A 17,316-nucleotide genomic window follows, 5' to 3' on the forward strand; every position below is an offset into this window, starting at 1 on the left:
TTAACAAAAAGTCTAAAGTAATTTTTTTTTCTGAGACTATGTTAACCTTTTTAAAATCCTACTCATAAAGAGGTGAGATTAACAACAATTTATTATGAAACATACATCTTTAGTAATTGTCTTAATTGCATTATTATGCAGCACACAGGCAGAGGCACAGCTTTTTAAAAAAATCAAAAACAAGGTAGAACGAAAAATTGAACAAAAAGTCGATCAGCAAGTAGACAAAGAAATCGACGATGTTTTTGACGGTGAAAAAAAAGAAAAGAAAAAGCGTAAGAAGAAAAAATCTTCAAACCCTGAAGTAGATGATACTTCTGAAATGGAAACAACAACCCCAGAAGTAAGTTTTAAAGCCTATTCTAAATATGATTTTATACCTGGAGAAAAGTTAGTTGCCTATGAAGATTTTTCGAATGATATGGTAGGAGATTTACCCCAAAAATGGAATACTAATTTAAGTTCTGAGATCGTCACTATAAATACAACTCCTGGAAATTGGATGCGCATAGGAAAAGGAGTTGGCGTGTACGTATTTTCAGAAATACCAAGTGATATTCCAGAAGACTTTACCTTAGAATTTGATATTATTTATGACTTCAAACCAGATTCATGGGCATTTAAAAGGCACCTAAATATTCTATTGTCAGATTTAGAAGATCCCAATACGTATATGGGAAAACACAACCAAGGAAAAAACTTTGCTAAAGTAGGACTTGCTGTAGGTAGCGGTAGTGGAAGAGGTGTTTTTTTCACAAAGAAAACGCCTAATAAAGGCTTAAATATGACTAGTAAGAGCTATCCTATTCCTTTTACAAAAAAGGGAACTCCATATGAAATTATACATATTTCTATTCTAAAAAAGGGAACGCGTATCAAGATATATTCCAATGAAGAAAAAGTCATAGATATTCCAAGAGCTGCAGAACCTGACATCTTATTCAAAACCATTCGTTTTGAATCTGAAATCACTACTGAAAATGAGCATTTTTATCTCAATAATATCAAATTTGCCACAGGGGTTAATAGTTCAGATCGTTTATTTGAAAACGGAAGCTATCAAGCGCATGGGATTACTTTTGATAGCGGATCTGCAAGTATCAAAGCATCTTCATATGCTACACTCAAACAAATTGCTCAAGTCATGAAAGCAAATCCTGACAAATCGTATACGATTGTAGGGCACACAGATAATGATGGTAGTGATAGTGTTAATATCCCATTATCAGAAAATAGAGCCATTGCAGTACAGAAAATATTAAAGAAAGAATTTGACATTGACTCCTCCAGACTTCAAACCCTAGGAAAAGGATCGTCAGAACCTCTTTCTAATGAAAACACCGTAACAGCGAAAGCTCAAAACAGACGTGTAGAAATCATCCAGTTATAATATTAGAATTGCCATCTCTAAATGGGGACTAATTACACTGCTATATAAATTGATACGTGATGAAGAACCCGCTTATCAATATAGTAACCTTATCTCACTAAAACACCCCATTTTTTGTTTGTTTGCGCCTTTAATTAGGCGCAAACATTAACAAATTAAAACGCAACATATGAAAGTTAAAAACTATATATACATCTCATTCTTTTTTCTACTATGTTTATTTACGACGAGTAGTTGTAACCAACAAAAAGACACAAAAAGTGTTTCTGGCACAACCAATAGTTTAACAGCTGCTGTAAATGGAAAATCATATAACGCTATTCACGTTACGGGTTTTATGGCTACAATACCTAATACACTTTTACTTACGGGAGCCATGGGTACAGGAGAAGATATACAGTTATTTCTACCTAAAGAAGTAACTCCCGGAGCCTATAAATTTGAAGACCTCCTTGTTCAAGGGAAATATCAGGAAAATGAGGAGCTTTCAGGATTTGCTACTCGCGGTACGGTAACCATTACAACACACGATATAGGGAAAAAGCAGATAGAAGGCACTTTCTATTTTACTACAAAACCATTAGTAAAAGGAAATCCTTCTTTTGATATTACTGAAGGTATGTTTAAGATAGCGTATTAATATATTCTGTTTAAGACAAAATCTCCATAAGTGCAGTCACTCCTTGCATTTTAGCATGATCGTACGCAGTATGCCCTCGATCATCTTTATGATTTTTATCGGCACCTTTTTCAATTAATAATTTTGCAATTTCAGACTGTGCAAACGTTGCTGCATAAATAAGTGCAGTAGCATTATTAAAGTTAATAGCATTTACATCTGCACCAGCATCTATAAGAAGCCTTGCAATTTCAGGATATCCCTTAAAACACACACCCATGAGCGGTGTATTACCCGAACCGTCTTTTGCATTTACATCTGGTTTGTGCTTTAATAGTTCTTCAGAAATATCTTTATGTCCATAATAAGTTGCTAATAATAAAGGTGTAGATCCTCTCGGATCTTTTATATCAACTAGTTCTGGATGCGCATTCAATATTTTTGAAACCGTTTCTAAATCTGCAGAGCGTATAGCATCAAATAGTGAGTTATTCATGGGTATTAAGATATAAAAAAACAAGATACGTACTCTTCTTTTTTATGTAAGCTATTTAATTTTTCGAAAAATCATAAATTAGGGATACAAATACCGTAAAATTCATACTTAATTATCAAAAAATCAATTAAAACTGATATTCTTCATAACTAAATCTTAAACAGTTTTCCTTTTTTTCTTTATAAAAAGTAAAATAGTACTTTTAAAGTCTATGAAATAGAAATTTAAAAGTAATGAAAACACTTAGTATTCTTTTTATTGTTGCCCTTACATGTTCTCAAGGGATCGCTCAAAACTATTATTTTCCTGAACGCAATGCCACATGGGAAGAGATAACTGCCAAAGAGGCTAACATAAATACCCAAGGTCTTGCTGATGTGATCGCTTTCGCGAAAGCGAACGAATATTCAGGCTCTAGAGACTTACGTATTGCTATTTTGGAAGGATTTAAACGAGAACCATTCCATCAAATTTTAGGTCCTACAAAAAAACGTGGAGGTCCTGCGGGTATGATCTTAAAAAACGGAAAATTGGTAGCGCAGTGGGGAGATACCAAACGGGTAGACATGACATTTTCTGTCACCAAAAGTTTCTTATCTACCATGGCGGGACTTGCTATAGATCACAATCTGATTGCTAGTGTAGACGATCCTGTAAAAAACTATATATGGGACGGCACATTTAATGGACGTCATAATTCTCAAATTACGTGGCGCCATTTATTACAGCAAAATAGTGCTTGGCAAGGCATTCTTTGGGGTGGTAAAGATTGGGCGGACCGTCCGCCAAGAGAAGGTGATCTTGATGACTGGCAATATGCCGCTCCCAAAACTCCTGGCAGTGTTATGGAATATAATGACGTGCGCGTAAATGTATTATCCTATAGTCTTTTGAATGTATGGCGTAAACCGTTACCACAGGTTTTAAAAGATGAAGTCATGGATAAAATAGGAGCTTCAACAACGTGGAGATGGCACGGATACAAAGATGCATGGGCAGAAATAGATGGTGTCAATATGAAATCTGTTACTGGTGGAGGACATAGTGGTGCTGGCCTATTTATAAGTGCTGAAGATATGGCTCGCTTTGGACTATTATTTTTAAATGACGGTGTTTGGAATGACCAACGTCTTATTTCTTCTAAATGGATACAAGATGCTATACAACCCTCTAAACCTAATGTAAATTATGGATTTATGTGGTGGTTAAATAAACAAGGACCTAGACATTGGAAAAATGTAGGAGAAGATGTGTATTATGCTGCTGGTTTTGGAGGAAATTTTATTATTGTAGATCGTGCACATGATCTTGTGGTCGTTACTCGCTGGTTAGAGCCAAGTAAAGTTGGCGAATTTATGGCAAAACTCACAAAAGCATTATAATAGATGCGATATGTAAAGCTTTTTTTGAAAGGTATTGGGTATATTTTACTTATACCTATTACCTATATTCTTGTGTCATTACTTTTGACCTATATTCCTATTGATGAAAAAACAAAAAATGCTTCAAAAAAACATACCATATATCTCACAACCAACGGTGTTCATAGTGATATTATACTCCCGAAAAAACTGATAACACCTACACTCCTTAAGGGACAAAAATATCATCCTAAAGAGCAGTATTTTGCTTTTGGCTGGGGAGAAGAAAACTTTTATATCAACACACCTACTTGGGGCGACCTTACCTTTTCTACAGCGTTTAGAGCTGCTTTTTTAAAAAGTAAAACATTGGTTCATGTGACACGATATCGCACCAAACGAGATAAATGGATTGCAGTTCCTGTAACAGATAATCAGCTTCAAAAACTCAATGCATATATTCTAAGTGCGTTTAATGAAAATGAAAACGGAAAACAACTTGTAGAAGGCGCTACCTATACACCAGACCGAGATAATTTTTATAGAGCAAAAGGGAATTACATGTTTTATAAAACCTGTAATACATGGGCAAATTCTGCTCTTAAAGAAAGTGATATGAAAGCGAGTTTATGGACGCCTTTTGATTTTGGGGTTTTAAGATGGCATGAAGAATAGTAAAATTATTCTACAAACACGCGTTCCATAAACTTCAAAATCAAAGGCTTCATCAATTCAGGACGTCCCCATGCGATTTCATGGCCTGTATTTGGAGTTGTGATGATTTCGATATCAGGAAATACCTCTTTAGTATACTTCACATTTTCATAAGGAACGATATCATCTATATCCCCGTGAATATGTAATACAGGAACCGTAACTTCATCCCAATCATCGGCAATGAATGCGAGTTCTTGTGCGTGTATTGTTTTTTCATCTCCTGCAACACGATATCCTGTAGGACATAACCAACGTGTAATCCACCATTGTGTAAACTTAGATTGCCAGATTTTCTTTTCATTATTGGGATCAATCGCTGGTGAGATCATAACAACGCCTTTTACACGAGGATTTTCATATGCAAGTCGAGCAGCTAATGGCCCGCCATAGGAAGAGCCGATGGCAATCACATTATCAAGCTCATAATCATCTAACAGCAGACTCATAACTTTGGCTTGTGTGTCTATGGACGTCATGGCATCACCAAAATTAGAATACCCATATCCAGGTCTATCTACCGCGTGAATCGTTGCTTCTTTTATAAATGTAGTATCATTTAAATACCCATTCCATGCAGACAACGAACTTGGAGAGCCATGAAAAAAGACAATATGTATATCTGTGTCAGACTGTTTAATATGTTGCACACGAATTTTCAGATCCATGCTATCAATCTCAAAATAACTGATTTCTGTAGGAATCTCTTTTTTAGCAAAATACGCTTGGATTTCTTCATCATTAGATCGCCATTGTAATACGGTGCAGGAAGAACATAACATGACAAGCATAAAATGTACCCAGAGTCTTTGTAGTACCCTGCATTTCAAAATAGCTATAGTCATATTGAGCATTTCATCATCTTTTGTAAAACAAAACAGCGTTTGAAATGTAAACTAGTTTATGTTTTTAAGTGAACGCTTTCGCGAAAGCTAACTTATGAGATCTATCTGCCGGAAGGCAGGTTCACGATCACAGGAGGGCAAAGCGATAAAGCATATACCAAATAAAACAAAAAAAGGCCATCTATCAAAAATAGACGGCCTTTAAAAATCAACGTTGTCAATTATTTTTTAATCAGTTTTTTAGTAATAAAACTAGTTTCTGAATATAAGGTTACAAAATACACTCCTGAAGATAACTTTGAAATATTAATCTCCGCTACGGGATTGCTAGTAAGTACCAATTGTCCGTTAATATTGTACACCTCAACATTTGTAAGCGCTATTTCAGATGTTATCTGAATAACGTCTGTTGCGGGATTAGGATATAATGAAATTGCACTCTCTATAGAAACATCTTGAACACTTAATACTTCTTCAATAATAAGGTTTTGTGTACATGTTTCTGTGTTACCACTTGCATCAGTTGCTGTAAACGTAAGTTGGTATGTATCTGCTACTAACACTGTCCCAGCTGCTGGATCTTGGGTAATCGTTACTGAACAATTATCGGTTGCTGTGGTATCACCATCTGCTACATAATCTGGCAACGTAAACGTTTCCCCTTCGTTTACCTCTATCGTCTCTAAGACAACACAATCAAGAATCGGAGCTTCATTATCTACTACCGTTACATTAAAAGTGTCTGTAGCGATATTTCCTGAATCATCCATTCCTGTAACAGTAACTACCGTAGTACCTACAGGAAAAATTTGACCTGCTGGTGCATCTGTCGTAAAGCTTGTACTAGAACAGTTATCGTTTACAATAATTACTGGAAACGAAACCATAGCACTACACATACCTGTATCTACATTTTCTGTAATATCTGCTACAGAAACAATGGTAGGATTTATAGTGTCTACTACCGTTACTGTTGCTGTACAAGTATCTGTATTTCCAGCTGTATCCACTACTGTTAATGTCACAGTATTTGCTCCAATATCATCGCAATCAAATCCAGATGGTGTTACAGAAAAGGCACCAATCCCAACATCATCTGTAGAACCATTATCTATATCACTTGTTAATATGGTTGCATTACCATTTGCATCAAGCTGTATTGTAATATCTTGACATACCGCTACTGGAGGTGTTGTGTCTGTATTTGAACTACAATTTAAACTAAAACTTGTCTGAGTATCAATATTTGTCCAGTTAGCATCACTATAAGCAACATCATCTACGGTAATACAAGATAAGTTAGGGTTGTTGTTAGCAAAAAAATCTGAATCCGTAATAGCAGTATTATTACCATTTGCCACATTTAGATCTTCAAGTTGAGCATTATTACTAACCACTATTCTTGATAGCATAGAATTTGCACTTACATCTAAGCTTGTTAGAGAAGTATTTACTCCAATAAATTCATTAAGTAGATTATTAGAGCTCAAATCCAATATTGTTATCTGAGTGTTAGCTATATTTAATTCAGTCAAAGCAATGTTAGCGCTTACATTTAAACTTGTAAGTAACGTTTCTGAGCAATTAAGAGAAGTCAATGATGTAAATGCTTCGATACCTGTTAAATCTTGTATATTAAGAACTGTCAAAAATAGTTCTCCAGTAAACGATGCAGCCTCACTACACTCTATCTCATTGTTCCCATTAGTATTCACAATTGCAGACCCTAAAAGAACACTTTTAAAAATAGGGTCTGGTATATCTACAATACACGTAAATTCAGGACAAGTCTCACTATAAGAAGCACTTGCGTCTATTAACCAATTAGCACTAGGTGTAAAGCCAGAATCTATCTGTACACAGGTAACTGGGGTATCTTGCACCTCAAACCTTGTCATATTAACATTATTACCGTTAGCCATATTAACAGCTGTTAAGTTTGTAGTATGTCCTTTAAAATCGGTAAGCTGGGTAAGCATACTTAAGTCCAATTCTCCAGAAATATTTGTTTGTTCTATAAGTAACTGGGTTAACTGTGTATTTTGAGAAATATCTATACTCGATATAGGGTTAAAAAACGCTTGTAATGCTACAATTTCTGTAAAAGCTTCTATTCCCGTAAGATCTTGTATGTTTTGATTTGGAACAGAAATACCTCCTGTATAAGACATGGCTTCAGCTACTTGTATTTCTCCATCTCCATTGGTATTAATGTTTGAATTTGCTACTAATAGCGATTTAAAATTAGCATCTGGTATGTTCACATTTTGTGCATAACCATATAGATTAATGATTAGACATACTGTAATAAGTAATTTTGATTTCATAAGTTCTTGGTTTTTAATCTTTATTTATGGCTAAATAACATAGAGATCGACAGTCATTTTGATCTCAGTTTCTGAATAGTAGCTTTGAATTTCTAAATTTTTAAAAAAGTAGTGGTTATGTATAAACTTTCGGAGAGGCTGAAGTTTACACTGAGTTTATCGAAGCACGAAAGCATATAAAAAATCCCACTATTACAGTGGGATTATATATTAATAATTGATGTAAGGGTGAAAGACTTTAGTTTATAGATACTGTACTACCGCATCCAGCATTTGAACTATATACCAGACGGTTTGTAGAACTATAATTATAGCTTCCTCCCGAAACGGTTTCAGATTGTAGATAACCATCTGTAGTACAATCCCATCGTGCGGTATCCCCTGGATTGATTTTAGTACCACGATTACGACTCCCTGAAGTCCCTACATAAATAATACTGCCTGTATTGTTTTTAAGAGTTACAATGTTATTACTTTCCATACGCTCCATGCGCGCTTGGTGCTCTTTTAATTTTTTATATTCAGGTGTTTTTCTAATGGAGTCGTTATACTTTTTAATTTCCTCATCTCCTGCGTTACGTGCTGCTTTTATGGCAGCAATATTCATCTTGTCTTTTGAGGTAAGTGTATATGCATCTTGCTTTGCTTTCATAGCTGTTACATAGTCTGTAAATAGTTGTTCAATATTTACACTTTTTATGTATTTCTGTACAGAATTTTGCCCTGTATTCCCTAACTTCTTTTTCATTTTTGAGAGAAGACCACCTTTCTTTTTCTTTCCTTTTTTGGTCTTGTCTTGATTGCTTTGTCCTTCTTTTTTCAATAGATATATTACAGTCACATTTTCAAACTTAGGTAATCCATCATTAGGAATATTATCAACTGCAAAAATCACATTGTCTATCACCACATACCCATCGTTGGTATAGGTGTGTTTCATATTCATAGCTAGCGGATAATGATCCATTCTCCCATAATCACTTAATTCTGTCTGGCCAATAGATCCCCAATCTTCTGTTACGGGTTCTCCAGTAAATCCTACAGGAATCCCTCCTGCAATACGCTGGATACTTACTTTTATGGTAGGCCTACTTCTGCCTCCGCCAAATCCCTCGTAGACTGCATTTTCTCCATTTGCGGCCAAGGCTTCAAAAAATGATTGTTGTGCTTGTGTATTTATAACAAAAGCAAAAAAAACAAATAGTGCTAAAATATTTTTCATGAGTGTATTTTTAGTTAGTAACACCACAAATAACCTCCTCTTTAGGGTAATTAATACTTTCTAATTTCTGAAAGTCACAGTTGGGTTGCTAAACTTTTAAAATAGGTTCTTTTTTGAAGGTGTTCGCTTTCGCGAAAGCGAACATGCGAGATCCGCATACCGCCAGGAAGATTCACGACCAAAGGAAGAGCAAAGCGATAAAACGTAAAAAACCAAACCCCATTATGTATAATGGAGCTTGATCATAGTAACATCTAATTTTAGTGAGATATAATCATATGATAAATCTCTAATTAAAAAATAATAGTTCGCTCTAACAGTTTCTGAAATCTAATTTTCGATTTTTTAAAACCTAAATAGTATTTACCAGTTCTAAAAACGCTTCTTTTTTGTCTTTGGATATGGAAACACTCTTTCCATTATCCATCAAAATATAACCTCCATCACTTTTTACATACTGCTGTATGAATGAAAGATTGATAAGAAAAGAACGATGGGGTCTGTAAAAAGTGGGGATCTTATCTAATAAACCTACAAAATGGCGTAAGGGTTTGCTTATGAGAATTTCTTCTTGAATGGTACTTATTTTTGTATACATTCCATCTGCTTCTAAAAGCATAATTTCCTCAAAAGGCACAAAACGAATTCCATTAGACACTGGGAGTGCAATTTTTTTAAATTGAGCACTGTTTAAAGTTTCCTTAAGCTCTTCAAGTTTAAGGTTTATTCGACTCGCGCCAAGATTTGTGATGGCTTTTTCTACAGCAGTTAAAACATTTTGAGCCCTTAATGGTTTAAGCAAATAATCTACCGCAGATAATTCAAAAGCTTGTATCGCATATTCACTATATGCTGTTGTGAATATAATCTCAAAATTAAAAGACTCCTTATCTATAAAGTTTAAAATTTCTAGTCCTGAGTGTTCTGGCATTTCTATATCAAGAAAAACCAACTGAGGTTGTTCTTCTTTGATTAAAGCAACACCACTTAGTAAATCTTCAGCTTGAATTATCTGCTTAATTTTTGGGCAGTTTTCTCTCAGAAGAACTTCTAAAAGTCTACGAGCTTTAGGTTCATCATCTATAAGTATTACTTTCATTATATTTAAATTTTATAAGGTATTTCAATGGCAACTTCTGTTCCCAGAGCATTATCATTACTGTCTTTTAAATCCTTAATATGTACACCTACTTTGTGATCTCTATTTAAGTTGATCAATTGAAGTCTATTGTCTGTTGCTTTTGTAGCAAAAGATGTATGTGCAGGATTGCGACTCTTTTTTATTTCACTTGCCTTCTCCCGACCAATACCATTATCTATCACTTGACATTGTATTGTATTTTTAGTTTTTGAGGGTTGAAAAAGAATCGTAAGCCGTCGTTGGGATTTTTTATGAAGAAGTCCGTGCTTAATTGCATTTTCTACATAAGGCTGTACGAGCATTGTTGGAATTGTAATGTCTTGAGTATCTATAGAATTATCTACCGTAATAGAAAACATCAATTTGTCTTCAAATCGCAGTTTTTCTAACTCTAAATACATTTGCAAACAATCTATTTCTTCTCTAAGAGTGATACTCCCTTTATTACTATGATTCAAATATTTACGAACAAGATCTGCAAATTTTCCCAGATAATCACTTGCTAAATCTTTTTGATTCAACACAATATACTCTTGAATGGAGTTAAGTGCATTAAATATAAAGTGAGGATTCATTTGCGAGCGTAAATTCTCAAGCTTTAGACTTGTAAGTCTGTTACTTTGCTGTAGTTGCTTTACTTCAATAAGTTGTAATCGTTTTCTTTTTGTAATAATACTACGTACATAAAAATATACAATTAATACTACAGATAACAGAGTTAACAAGATAAACCACCATTGTGCCCAAAATGGCAATGCGATTACAAATGAAATATGTTGTAAAGGCGACACCTCATTATTGTATCTGTTTTTGGCTCTTAATTTAAGATTATAGGTTCCATTTTTTAGATTTTTTAAATCAAGATAGTCTACTCCTTTGTCTAATGAGGTAAAAGGCTCAGCATTGAGTTTGTATTGATAAACGATATGCTCACTTGACTGAAAACTATTTGCTCTAAAGTCTAGACGTACACTATTTTGATCATGCGCTAATTTATAATTGGGTTTATAAACAGTATCCGTGTCAGCAATTTTAATCGCTGTAAAGTAAAGTTCCGGTAAAGGTCTACTGTAAAATGTTTTTTCTTTATCTACACTAAAGATGCCTACATTACTGGCACAAACAATATGATCTTCAAAAACAATCATACCAGATATTTTATAGGAAGGTATACCGTCTCGTTTTGTGAGTGTCTTAATAGAGCCTGTAGTCCTATTAATAAGTTGTATGCCTTTATTTGTGGCAATCCATAAGTTGTTCTCATCATTTGTAATGGCTACAATTTCATTAGCAACAAGATCATTATCTGTAGAGAAGTGCCTTATCACTTGATTACCTCTTATACCGAACACACCATCTTTAAACGTAGAGACCCATATAATTCCATCTCTTGTTTGAGTGATTTGCTTACCTAAAATAGGAGCTCCATTGTATAAAATTTTGTGTGCTATTAGTTTCCTATCATATTGAATTAAGTTATCTATAGTTGCTATGTATGTGTTTTTTAGGGTTTTGTCATAGAAACCCGCATAAGCTCTTTTCTTAGTGAGCGTATACGTAAAAGAGATTCTCTTCTCTAAATCATTTCTAGCCACAAAATAAGATTTACCACCCCCTATAATAAGCAGTGTATCTCTTCCTTTAATAACAAGATCTTTTGCTCCAACTCCGTTAAGTCTAGATCCAAAAAATCCTGTTTTTAGATCCAACTCATAAGCATCAGTATCGTGGCTTATGTATAATTTATGATAGTATGCATTATAACTCAAAGAAGAGACTTTACTTCCGGAAGAAGACTTTAAGATTTTAATATCATTGTTGTGGAGGTTATACACACCTATATCACCACGTACCGTCCCAAAGGCAAAAGTTTGCTCATCTATCTTTTCTAGCGTACTTACATTTGATACTGATTTTTGAATGTTATAATTTTCTACATAAATATTTGTGATTATAAAGACTCCATTACGTAGTGTTGTTAACCAATAATTGTTATCCTTATCTATCACTATTTTAGTAACAAATTCATTAGACAAATACGTTTGTTCATATAAGAGTTCATTATTAGTCATTTTAAAAACATGAGCTCCTGTACTTGTTAAAAACCAAAGTTTATCATTAAGTTCGATCACACGAGTGATGAGGCATGATTTTAAAATTTCTGGAGTTCTGGTTTTATGAAGAGTATTACTTTTTCGCGAAAGCGTATAAAATATATTTTCTTTACTAATAGTATGAAAAAAAAACAGCCTTTCACCCACTTGAAATATTGTTGTTTTCTTTGTAGGGATGGCATTTTTTGCGGTTAAATCTTCAAATAAGGCTGTTGCAGCCGCAACTCTTGTCTTTTCAAAATTAAAATCTAACTTAAAAATATCTTTCTCATCTTTAAATAAAATTCCGTCCGGCACCGAAAAAGGAGAACCTATAACACTCTTCTCTTTTTGAGAAATCACTTTTTTAGAACCATCTGCTAGAGAAACTTTAATGATTTGCCCATCTCCAAAAATAATGAGTGCTTTATTAATTATTTTATAGTTTGCCAATGACCCTTTTAGATTGTCAGAGACATCGATAAACGTGTGAAGCTTATCATTTTCCACATAAAGAAACTGACCAGAAATATTAGTACACCAGATACGACCTTTATCATCTTCAAATAGTTCAAAAACTGAGAGTCCTTTTTTTGAGGCATTACTGTAGCTTTTAAATTCTTTACCATCATATCTAAAAAGTCCTTTATCTGCTGCAAACCATATAAAACCATTACGATCTTCTAGCATATCATAAAACTCAATATCTGGCAATCCGTCTTTTTCTGTAAGATGTATATAAACAGGACTCTGGCCAAAACTAAAACAAGAGCTAATAAAAAATAATATGAAAACAAGATTCTTCAATAAAACTTAAAAGGTGTTAGACACAGGCAAATTAATCTTTAAATTTTTGATCATAGCCACTCATTTGTAAAAAGTGTAAAGGGTTATCCATTTCTAATATATCTATAATAGCTTGTTGTTTATCTGTAGCTTGCTCATAGTACGATTTAGTAATTTGGTATCCTATGTAATATCCAAGATCTGCAGGTTTTTCTTTTACAGTTGTAAAATTGTACAACCAGTTTTCATCAGAAACATTACATAGTTCATTTTTAAAAGAATTCCAAAGTGCTTCTTCATGTTGATCTCCATAGGATTTTGCGATGGTATTAATTTGACCGCCAGCAAGAAGTTCTCCTATAAAATCACACTGTCCTTCCTCTAGTGTATTCTTTAGCAGTGAACATGTTACTGCATTATCACTATACATTATTTTCTGTTGTGTGTGAACATACTCGTGCGCAATCATATTACGTATTTTCTGTTTCACACTAGTACCAGATGATAACACTTTTTTAAAAGCATCATTATCAATTTCAGAAAGATCGGTAGCATTTGTAGAAGCTGCAATCTCTGAACCTATTAATAAGAAATCTTCAGAGATGGTTCCGCCTGTATTAAGCATTCCTATCGCAAAACAAATCCCTTTTTCTTCAAACCTAGGGTATACATTTTTAAAAGCGGTAACAATACTTTCTAGCTCGGGAAGTATTTTGGAAATAGTAAGCGTATTTGCTCTAATAGATTGATAATATTTTGGATATGTAGCAATCACTTCTACAAACCCCTCGGCAGTAAAATCTCTTACTTTTGCAAAATCTTTTAAACCTCTTGTCGCGCGATCTAAATACAATCGCTGCATGGTCTGTATACTATCTGTATTGGTTTTACAGGTAGCTAGCGCATCAAAAGCTTCCCAAAAATGGGTGATGTCTTTTGTTTGAACTGTTGTACTATTCTGGGCTTGTAATGTTCCTAAATATATCAGAAAGAAAAAAAGAAAAAATCGTTTCATTGTGTTTAGAATAAAAGGTTCATCTGCTTAAAATGAATAATCATTACATAAAAATAAGAGTATCCTACTCAAAACGATTTACAAACTGCTCAAAGCAGATTCATACTTGTTGAAATACGCCTTTGCATTTCTTAACTAAACACATAAAATTTAATTAAATCGAATTCAAAATTTCTGCAGCTTGCTCTAATGTCTCATCTGTTTTAGCAAAGCAAAAACGTAACATTTTAAAATCTTCTTGATCCAAATTAAATACAGATGTTGGTATAGAAGCAATTCCTTTTTCTTTAATCAGCCTTTCAGCGAAAACAATGTCAGATTCTTCTGTAATGGCACTATAATCTACTAATTGAAAATAGGTTCCTAAAGAAGGAGTCATTTTAAATCGAGAGCCCTTTATAAGCTCTAAAAATAAATCCCTTTTGCGTTGGTAAAATGCTCCTAATTTCAAATAATGATTGGGTGTTTTTAAATACGTAGCAAATGCTTTTTGCGTAGGGTGATGTACTGAAAAAACAGCAAACTGATGCACTTTTTGAAATTCTTCCATCAACGTTTTAGGTGCCACTGCATAGCCCATTTTCCAGCCTGTATTGTGAAATGTTTTCCCAAAAGAAGCTGTTATAAAAGCTCGCTCTGCTAGCTTAGGATATTTAGCAACACTTTCATGAGTGACTCCATCAAAAACAATATGTTCATATACTTCATCACTCAGTAATATGATATTGGTTCCTTCTAAAATAGTTTGTAAAGCGATCATATCTGCTTTTGTCAATACCGTTCCTGTAGGATTATGAGGCGTATTGATGATCAACATTTTTGTAGCTGGTGTGATGGCTTGTTGCACGGCTTTCCAATCTACTTTATATGTTGGAGCTTTAAGCTGTATAGGCACTACCTTCCCTCCATTTACTAAAATTGCAGGTTCATAAGAGTCATATGCGGGTTTTAGTACAATCACCTCATCATTCACATGTATAAAAGCAGAGATCGCTGTATAAATTGCTTGAGTCGCGCCAACAGTTACTGTTACTTCTGTTTCTGGATGATAATCACTCCCATAAAGCGTGTTAAGTTTTGACGTTATTTGTTCTCTAAGACTATATACGCCTTGCATAGGGGCATATTGATTATGCCCAGAAGCCATCGCCTCAGTAACTAATGCATGCAATTCAGGATCGGTGTCAAAGCCCGGAAATCCTTGTGAAAGATTAATTGCATTATGCGTATGTGCCATTTGTCCCATCACACTAAAAATAGAGGAGGTTACTTCTGGCAATTTGGAAGTGTTTTTCATAGTGTATTTTCTTTCCATTGGAAGTATGGATCACAGTAATATGATCCTTATAGCATGTTAGACTTTACGGTCTAATACCTTTTGCAACTTTTTCTAGCTCTTCATACCAAGCTTCTCCAAATTTACGAATAAGCGCATCTTTTGTAAACTTATAAACAGGCACTTGTAATTCTTTCCCTAAGGTACAAGCATCATCACAAATAGGCCATTTATGATAGTTTACTGCCGAAAACGAACTATATTTTTGTACACGCACAGGGTATAAATGACAGGAAATAGGTTTTTTAAAATCTACTTTCCCAGCATTGTATGCATCTTCTATTCCACAACTAGCAAACCCTTTGTCATTAAACGTGACATACGCACACTCAGCACCATTTACCAAAGTGGTTTCTAATTCTCCTAAATCTGTTACAATAGACGTTCCTTGTTGTTCTATAGCAGCGATGCCTTCAGGTCTTAGAAAAGGTTTTACATCTTCATAAATAGCTTCTAATATTTGAACTTCTTCTTTTTCAAGTGGCGCTCCTGCTTCACCTGCAATACAGCATTCACCTTTACAAGCATTCAGATTACAGACAAAATCTTTCTCTATAATTTCTTCAGATACGATGGTATTTTTAAGCTGAAACATATCACAAAGATACCTCGAAAGTATGAGCTAAAAAATAGCCTTAGTAAGATTAAAAAAATACTTTTTATAGAATCTCTAAACAAATTCTCTTGATATGTAGTATTGTCATATACGCTTTCGTACTTCGGTAAACTCAGCATAAACTTTGACTCTGTCAAAAGCGTATAAATTCACATATATTTTACCTTAATTTCACATGAAATATACAAGTAAGATCCTATAATTTATAGTAATTTTGCCGCGAATTTTAAAACCTCAGGTTATGAACTTTGATTTTAAAGAAATAACAGCGGCAACAATGATTTTATTTGCCGTTATTGATATTGTAGGGAATATTCCTATTGTGATCAAACTACGCAAAAAGGCAGGGCATATTCAAAGTGCCAAAGCATCTATTGTGGCATTAGTAATTATGATTGCTTTTGTTTTTTTGGGAGAGCGTATTTTAAATGTAATTGGCGTGCAAGTAAATGAATTTGCTGTAGCGGGTTCTTTTATTTTATTTTTTATTGCTTTGGAAATGATCTTAGGGATTACCTTATTTAAAGATGAAGAAGTAAGTCCTAAAACAGTGACGGTTTTCCCACTTGCTTTTCCTTTACTTGCAGGACCTGGAAGTCTTACCTCTCTAGTTGCATTACGTGCAGAATACAAAATTGAAAATATTATCGTGGCTATCACAATAAACATTTTACTCATCTATATTGTTCTAAAAACATCTAGACATATTGAGCGTTTTATGGGTAAAAACGGAATTGCTGTGATTCAAAAAGTTTTTGGCGTAATTTTGCTAGCCATTGCTGTAAAATTATTTACCGCAAATATTCAGGAATTATTTAAATAGATCATATGCGTATTGCTATTCCACTATTTATTGCACTTGCAATAATCTTACTTATTTACAATATAACACAGGTTAATTTTGATGCTCCGTTTCAAGGGAACAGTAGTATAGCTCTTATAGGTATTTTAGGAAGTGCTTGTGCGATTATATTACTTCTTATTTTACAGCTGTCTAGAAAAATTGCAAGAAAGCAAAAGGAACATAGAAGAAGCGCTAAGTAAGTCTGTAATATATATCTTAGAATAAATGTATAAGCTCGGGCTTATATATTTCTAAACCTATTCCTACAAGAAGTGTTATAATAGAGAGTATAGTAAATAGCTTATGTAATTTTTGATATAATAAATTACGCTTTAGTTTTTGCTTTAGTTTTTCATCGTCAAGCTTATTCATCTCTTCGATGACCGTTTCTGCCGATAAATAAAACGGACTTACTGATATTCCATTTGAAATAAACAGTTTTGCACTGTTATCTAGTAATCTAAAAATAACAGCGATAATAAAAACAAATACTGATGCAATTATAACCATA

The 17,316-nt window shown here is 33.9% G+C and carries 16 protein-coding genes; 6 read left to right on the forward strand and 10 right to left on the reverse strand.

All coding sequences use genetic code 11. The features are described 5' to 3' along the window. Window positions 1–94: 94 nt before the first annotated feature. Window positions 95–1,390 (forward strand): OmpA family protein, encoded by a 1,296-nt coding sequence (locus Q1A60_RS02975; protein WP_299761171.1) that lies wholly within the window; start codon window positions 95–97, stop codon window positions 1,388–1,390. 169 nt (window positions 1,391–1,559) lie between these two features. Continuing rightward, complete coding sequence (locus Q1A60_RS02980) at window positions 1,560–2,030, forward strand: DUF6252 family protein (protein ID WP_299761174.1); 471 nt, start codon at window positions 1,560–1,562, stop codon at window positions 2,028–2,030. A 10-nt stretch (window positions 2,031–2,040) separates the two neighbouring features. Here the strand turns inward: Q1A60_RS02980 and Q1A60_RS02985 are convergent, their stop codons facing one another. Continuing rightward, entirely contained in the window at window positions 2,041–2,505 is a 465-nt protein-coding gene (locus tag Q1A60_RS02985; protein ID WP_299761177.1) for an ankyrin repeat domain-containing protein, read from the reverse strand. A 233-nt stretch (window positions 2,506–2,738) separates the two neighbouring features. On the opposite strand from Q1A60_RS02985, the gene Q1A60_RS02990 reads away from it, so the two are divergent. Beyond that, a complete protein-coding gene (locus Q1A60_RS02990; RefSeq protein ID WP_299761180.1) occupies window positions 2,739–3,887 on the forward strand; it encodes a serine hydrolase in 1,149 nt (382 codons plus the stop codon). A 72-nt stretch (window positions 3,888–3,959) separates the two neighbouring features. Beyond that, complete coding sequence (locus Q1A60_RS02995; protein ID WP_299761183.1) at window positions 3,960–4,541, forward strand: DUF2459 domain-containing protein; 582 nt, start codon at window positions 3,960–3,962, stop codon at window positions 4,539–4,541. Between the two features lie 5 nt (window positions 4,542–4,546). On the opposite strand, the gene Q1A60_RS03000 is transcribed toward Q1A60_RS02995, so the two are convergent. The 8 genes from Q1A60_RS03000 to Q1A60_RS03035 all read right to left on the reverse strand — a co-directional run bounded on the left by Q1A60_RS03000 (window position 4,547) and on the right by Q1A60_RS03035 (window position 15,940). Then, complete coding sequence (locus Q1A60_RS03000) at window positions 4,547–5,371, reverse strand: alpha/beta hydrolase (protein ID WP_299761186.1); 825 nt, start codon at window positions 5,369–5,371, stop codon at window positions 4,547–4,549. 275 nt (window positions 5,372–5,646) lie between these two features. Then, on the reverse strand, window positions 5,647–7,752 hold the full coding sequence (locus tag Q1A60_RS03005; protein WP_299761189.1) for a T9SS type A sorting domain-containing protein: 2,106 nt from the start codon (window positions 7,750–7,752) through the stop codon (window positions 5,647–5,649). A 238-nt stretch (window positions 7,753–7,990) separates the two neighbouring features. After that, entirely contained in the window at window positions 7,991–8,974 is a 984-nt protein-coding gene (locus Q1A60_RS03010; RefSeq protein ID WP_299761192.1) for a hypothetical protein, read from the reverse strand. Between the two features lie 352 nt (window positions 8,975–9,326). Next, window positions 9,327–10,073, reverse strand: a complete 747-nt coding sequence (locus tag Q1A60_RS03015; protein WP_299761195.1) for a LytTR family DNA-binding domain-containing protein — start codon at window positions 10,071–10,073, stop codon at window positions 9,327–9,329. A 5-nt stretch (window positions 10,074–10,078) separates the two neighbouring features. Beyond that, on the reverse strand, window positions 10,079–13,015 hold the full coding sequence (locus Q1A60_RS03020; protein ID WP_299761198.1) for a histidine kinase: 2,937 nt from the start codon (window positions 13,013–13,015) through the stop codon (window positions 10,079–10,081). Window positions 13,016–13,046: 31 nt separating this feature from the next. Further along, on the reverse strand, window positions 13,047–14,009 hold the full coding sequence (locus Q1A60_RS03025) for a DUF2268 domain-containing putative Zn-dependent protease (protein ID WP_299761201.1): 963 nt from the start codon (window positions 14,007–14,009) through the stop codon (window positions 13,047–13,049). Window positions 14,010–14,163: 154 nt separating this feature from the next. Further along, a complete protein-coding gene (locus Q1A60_RS03030; RefSeq protein WP_299761204.1) occupies window positions 14,164–15,306 on the reverse strand; it encodes a methionine aminotransferase in 1,143 nt (380 codons plus the stop codon). A gap of 64 nt (window positions 15,307–15,370) precedes the next feature. Then, entirely contained in the window at window positions 15,371–15,940 is a 570-nt protein-coding gene (locus tag Q1A60_RS03035) for a DUF3109 family protein (RefSeq protein ID WP_299761207.1), read from the reverse strand. Between the two features lie 262 nt (window positions 15,941–16,202). On the opposite strand from Q1A60_RS03035, the gene Q1A60_RS03040 reads away from it, so the two are divergent. Together Q1A60_RS03040 and Q1A60_RS03045 are read left to right on the forward strand one after the other, a co-directional pair. Further along, the gene (locus Q1A60_RS03040) at window positions 16,203–16,784 is read left to right on the forward strand and encodes a MarC family protein (protein WP_299761210.1); all 582 of its coding nucleotides are present in this window, start codon (window positions 16,203–16,205) and stop codon (window positions 16,782–16,784) included. A 5-nt stretch (window positions 16,785–16,789) separates the two neighbouring features. Continuing rightward, window positions 16,790–17,005 (forward strand): hypothetical protein, encoded by a 216-nt coding sequence (locus Q1A60_RS03045; protein WP_299761213.1) that lies wholly within the window; start codon window positions 16,790–16,792, stop codon window positions 17,003–17,005. 16 nt (window positions 17,006–17,021) lie between these two features. On the opposite strand, the gene Q1A60_RS03050 is transcribed toward Q1A60_RS03045, so the two are convergent. Further along, window positions 17,022–17,315 (reverse strand): hypothetical protein, encoded by a 294-nt coding sequence (locus Q1A60_RS03050; protein WP_299761216.1) that lies wholly within the window; start codon window positions 17,313–17,315, stop codon window positions 17,022–17,024. Window position 17,316 lies beyond the last annotated feature (1 nt).

This window comes from uncultured Dokdonia sp. (assembly GCF_947492535.1).
Taxonomy (GTDB): domain Bacteria; phylum Bacteroidota; class Bacteroidia; order Flavobacteriales; family Flavobacteriaceae; genus Dokdonia.

Coding starts and splice junctions, on each gene's coding strand:
- Q1A60_RS02975 (WP_299761171.1), top strand. CDS start 95: ATGAAACATACATCTTTAGTAATTGTCTTAATTGCATTATTATGCAGC.
- Q1A60_RS02980 (WP_299761174.1), top strand. CDS start 1,560: ATGAAAGTTAAAAACTATATATACATCTCATTCTTTTTTCTACTATGT.
- Q1A60_RS02985 (WP_299761177.1), bottom strand. CDS start 2,505: ATGAATAACTCACTATTTGATGCTATACGCTCTGCAGATTTAGAAACG.
- Q1A60_RS02990 (WP_299761180.1), top strand. CDS start 2,739: ATGAAAACACTTAGTATTCTTTTTATTGTTGCCCTTACATGTTCTCAA.
- Q1A60_RS03000 (WP_299761186.1), bottom strand. CDS start 5,371: ATGCTTGTCATGTTATGTTCTTCCTGCACCGTATTACAATGGCGATCT.
- Q1A60_RS03005 (WP_299761189.1), bottom strand. CDS start 7,752: ATGAAATCAAAATTACTTATTACAGTATGTCTAATCATTAATCTATAT.
- Q1A60_RS03010 (WP_299761192.1), bottom strand. CDS start 8,974: ATGAAAAATATTTTAGCACTATTTGTTTTTTTTGCTTTTGTTATAAAT.
- Q1A60_RS03015 (WP_299761195.1), bottom strand. CDS start 10,073: ATGAAAGTAATACTTATAGATGATGAACCTAAAGCTCGTAGACTTTTA.
- Q1A60_RS03025 (WP_299761201.1), bottom strand. CDS start 14,009: ATGAAACGATTTTTTCTTTTTTTCTTTCTGATATATTTAGGAACATTA.
- Q1A60_RS03030 (WP_299761204.1), bottom strand. CDS start 15,306: ATGAAAAACACTTCCAAATTGCCAGAAGTAACCTCCTCTATTTTTAGT.
- Q1A60_RS03035 (WP_299761207.1), bottom strand. CDS start 15,940: ATGTTTCAGCTTAAAAATACCATCGTATCTGAAGAAATTATAGAGAAA.
- Q1A60_RS03040 (WP_299761210.1), top strand. CDS start 16,203: ATGAACTTTGATTTTAAAGAAATAACAGCGGCAACAATGATTTTATTT.
- Q1A60_RS03045 (WP_299761213.1), top strand. CDS start 16,790: ATGCGTATTGCTATTCCACTATTTATTGCACTTGCAATAATCTTACTT.
- Q1A60_RS03050 (WP_299761216.1), bottom strand. CDS start 17,315: ATGGTTATAATTGCATCAGTATTTGTTTTTATTATCGCTGTTATTTTT.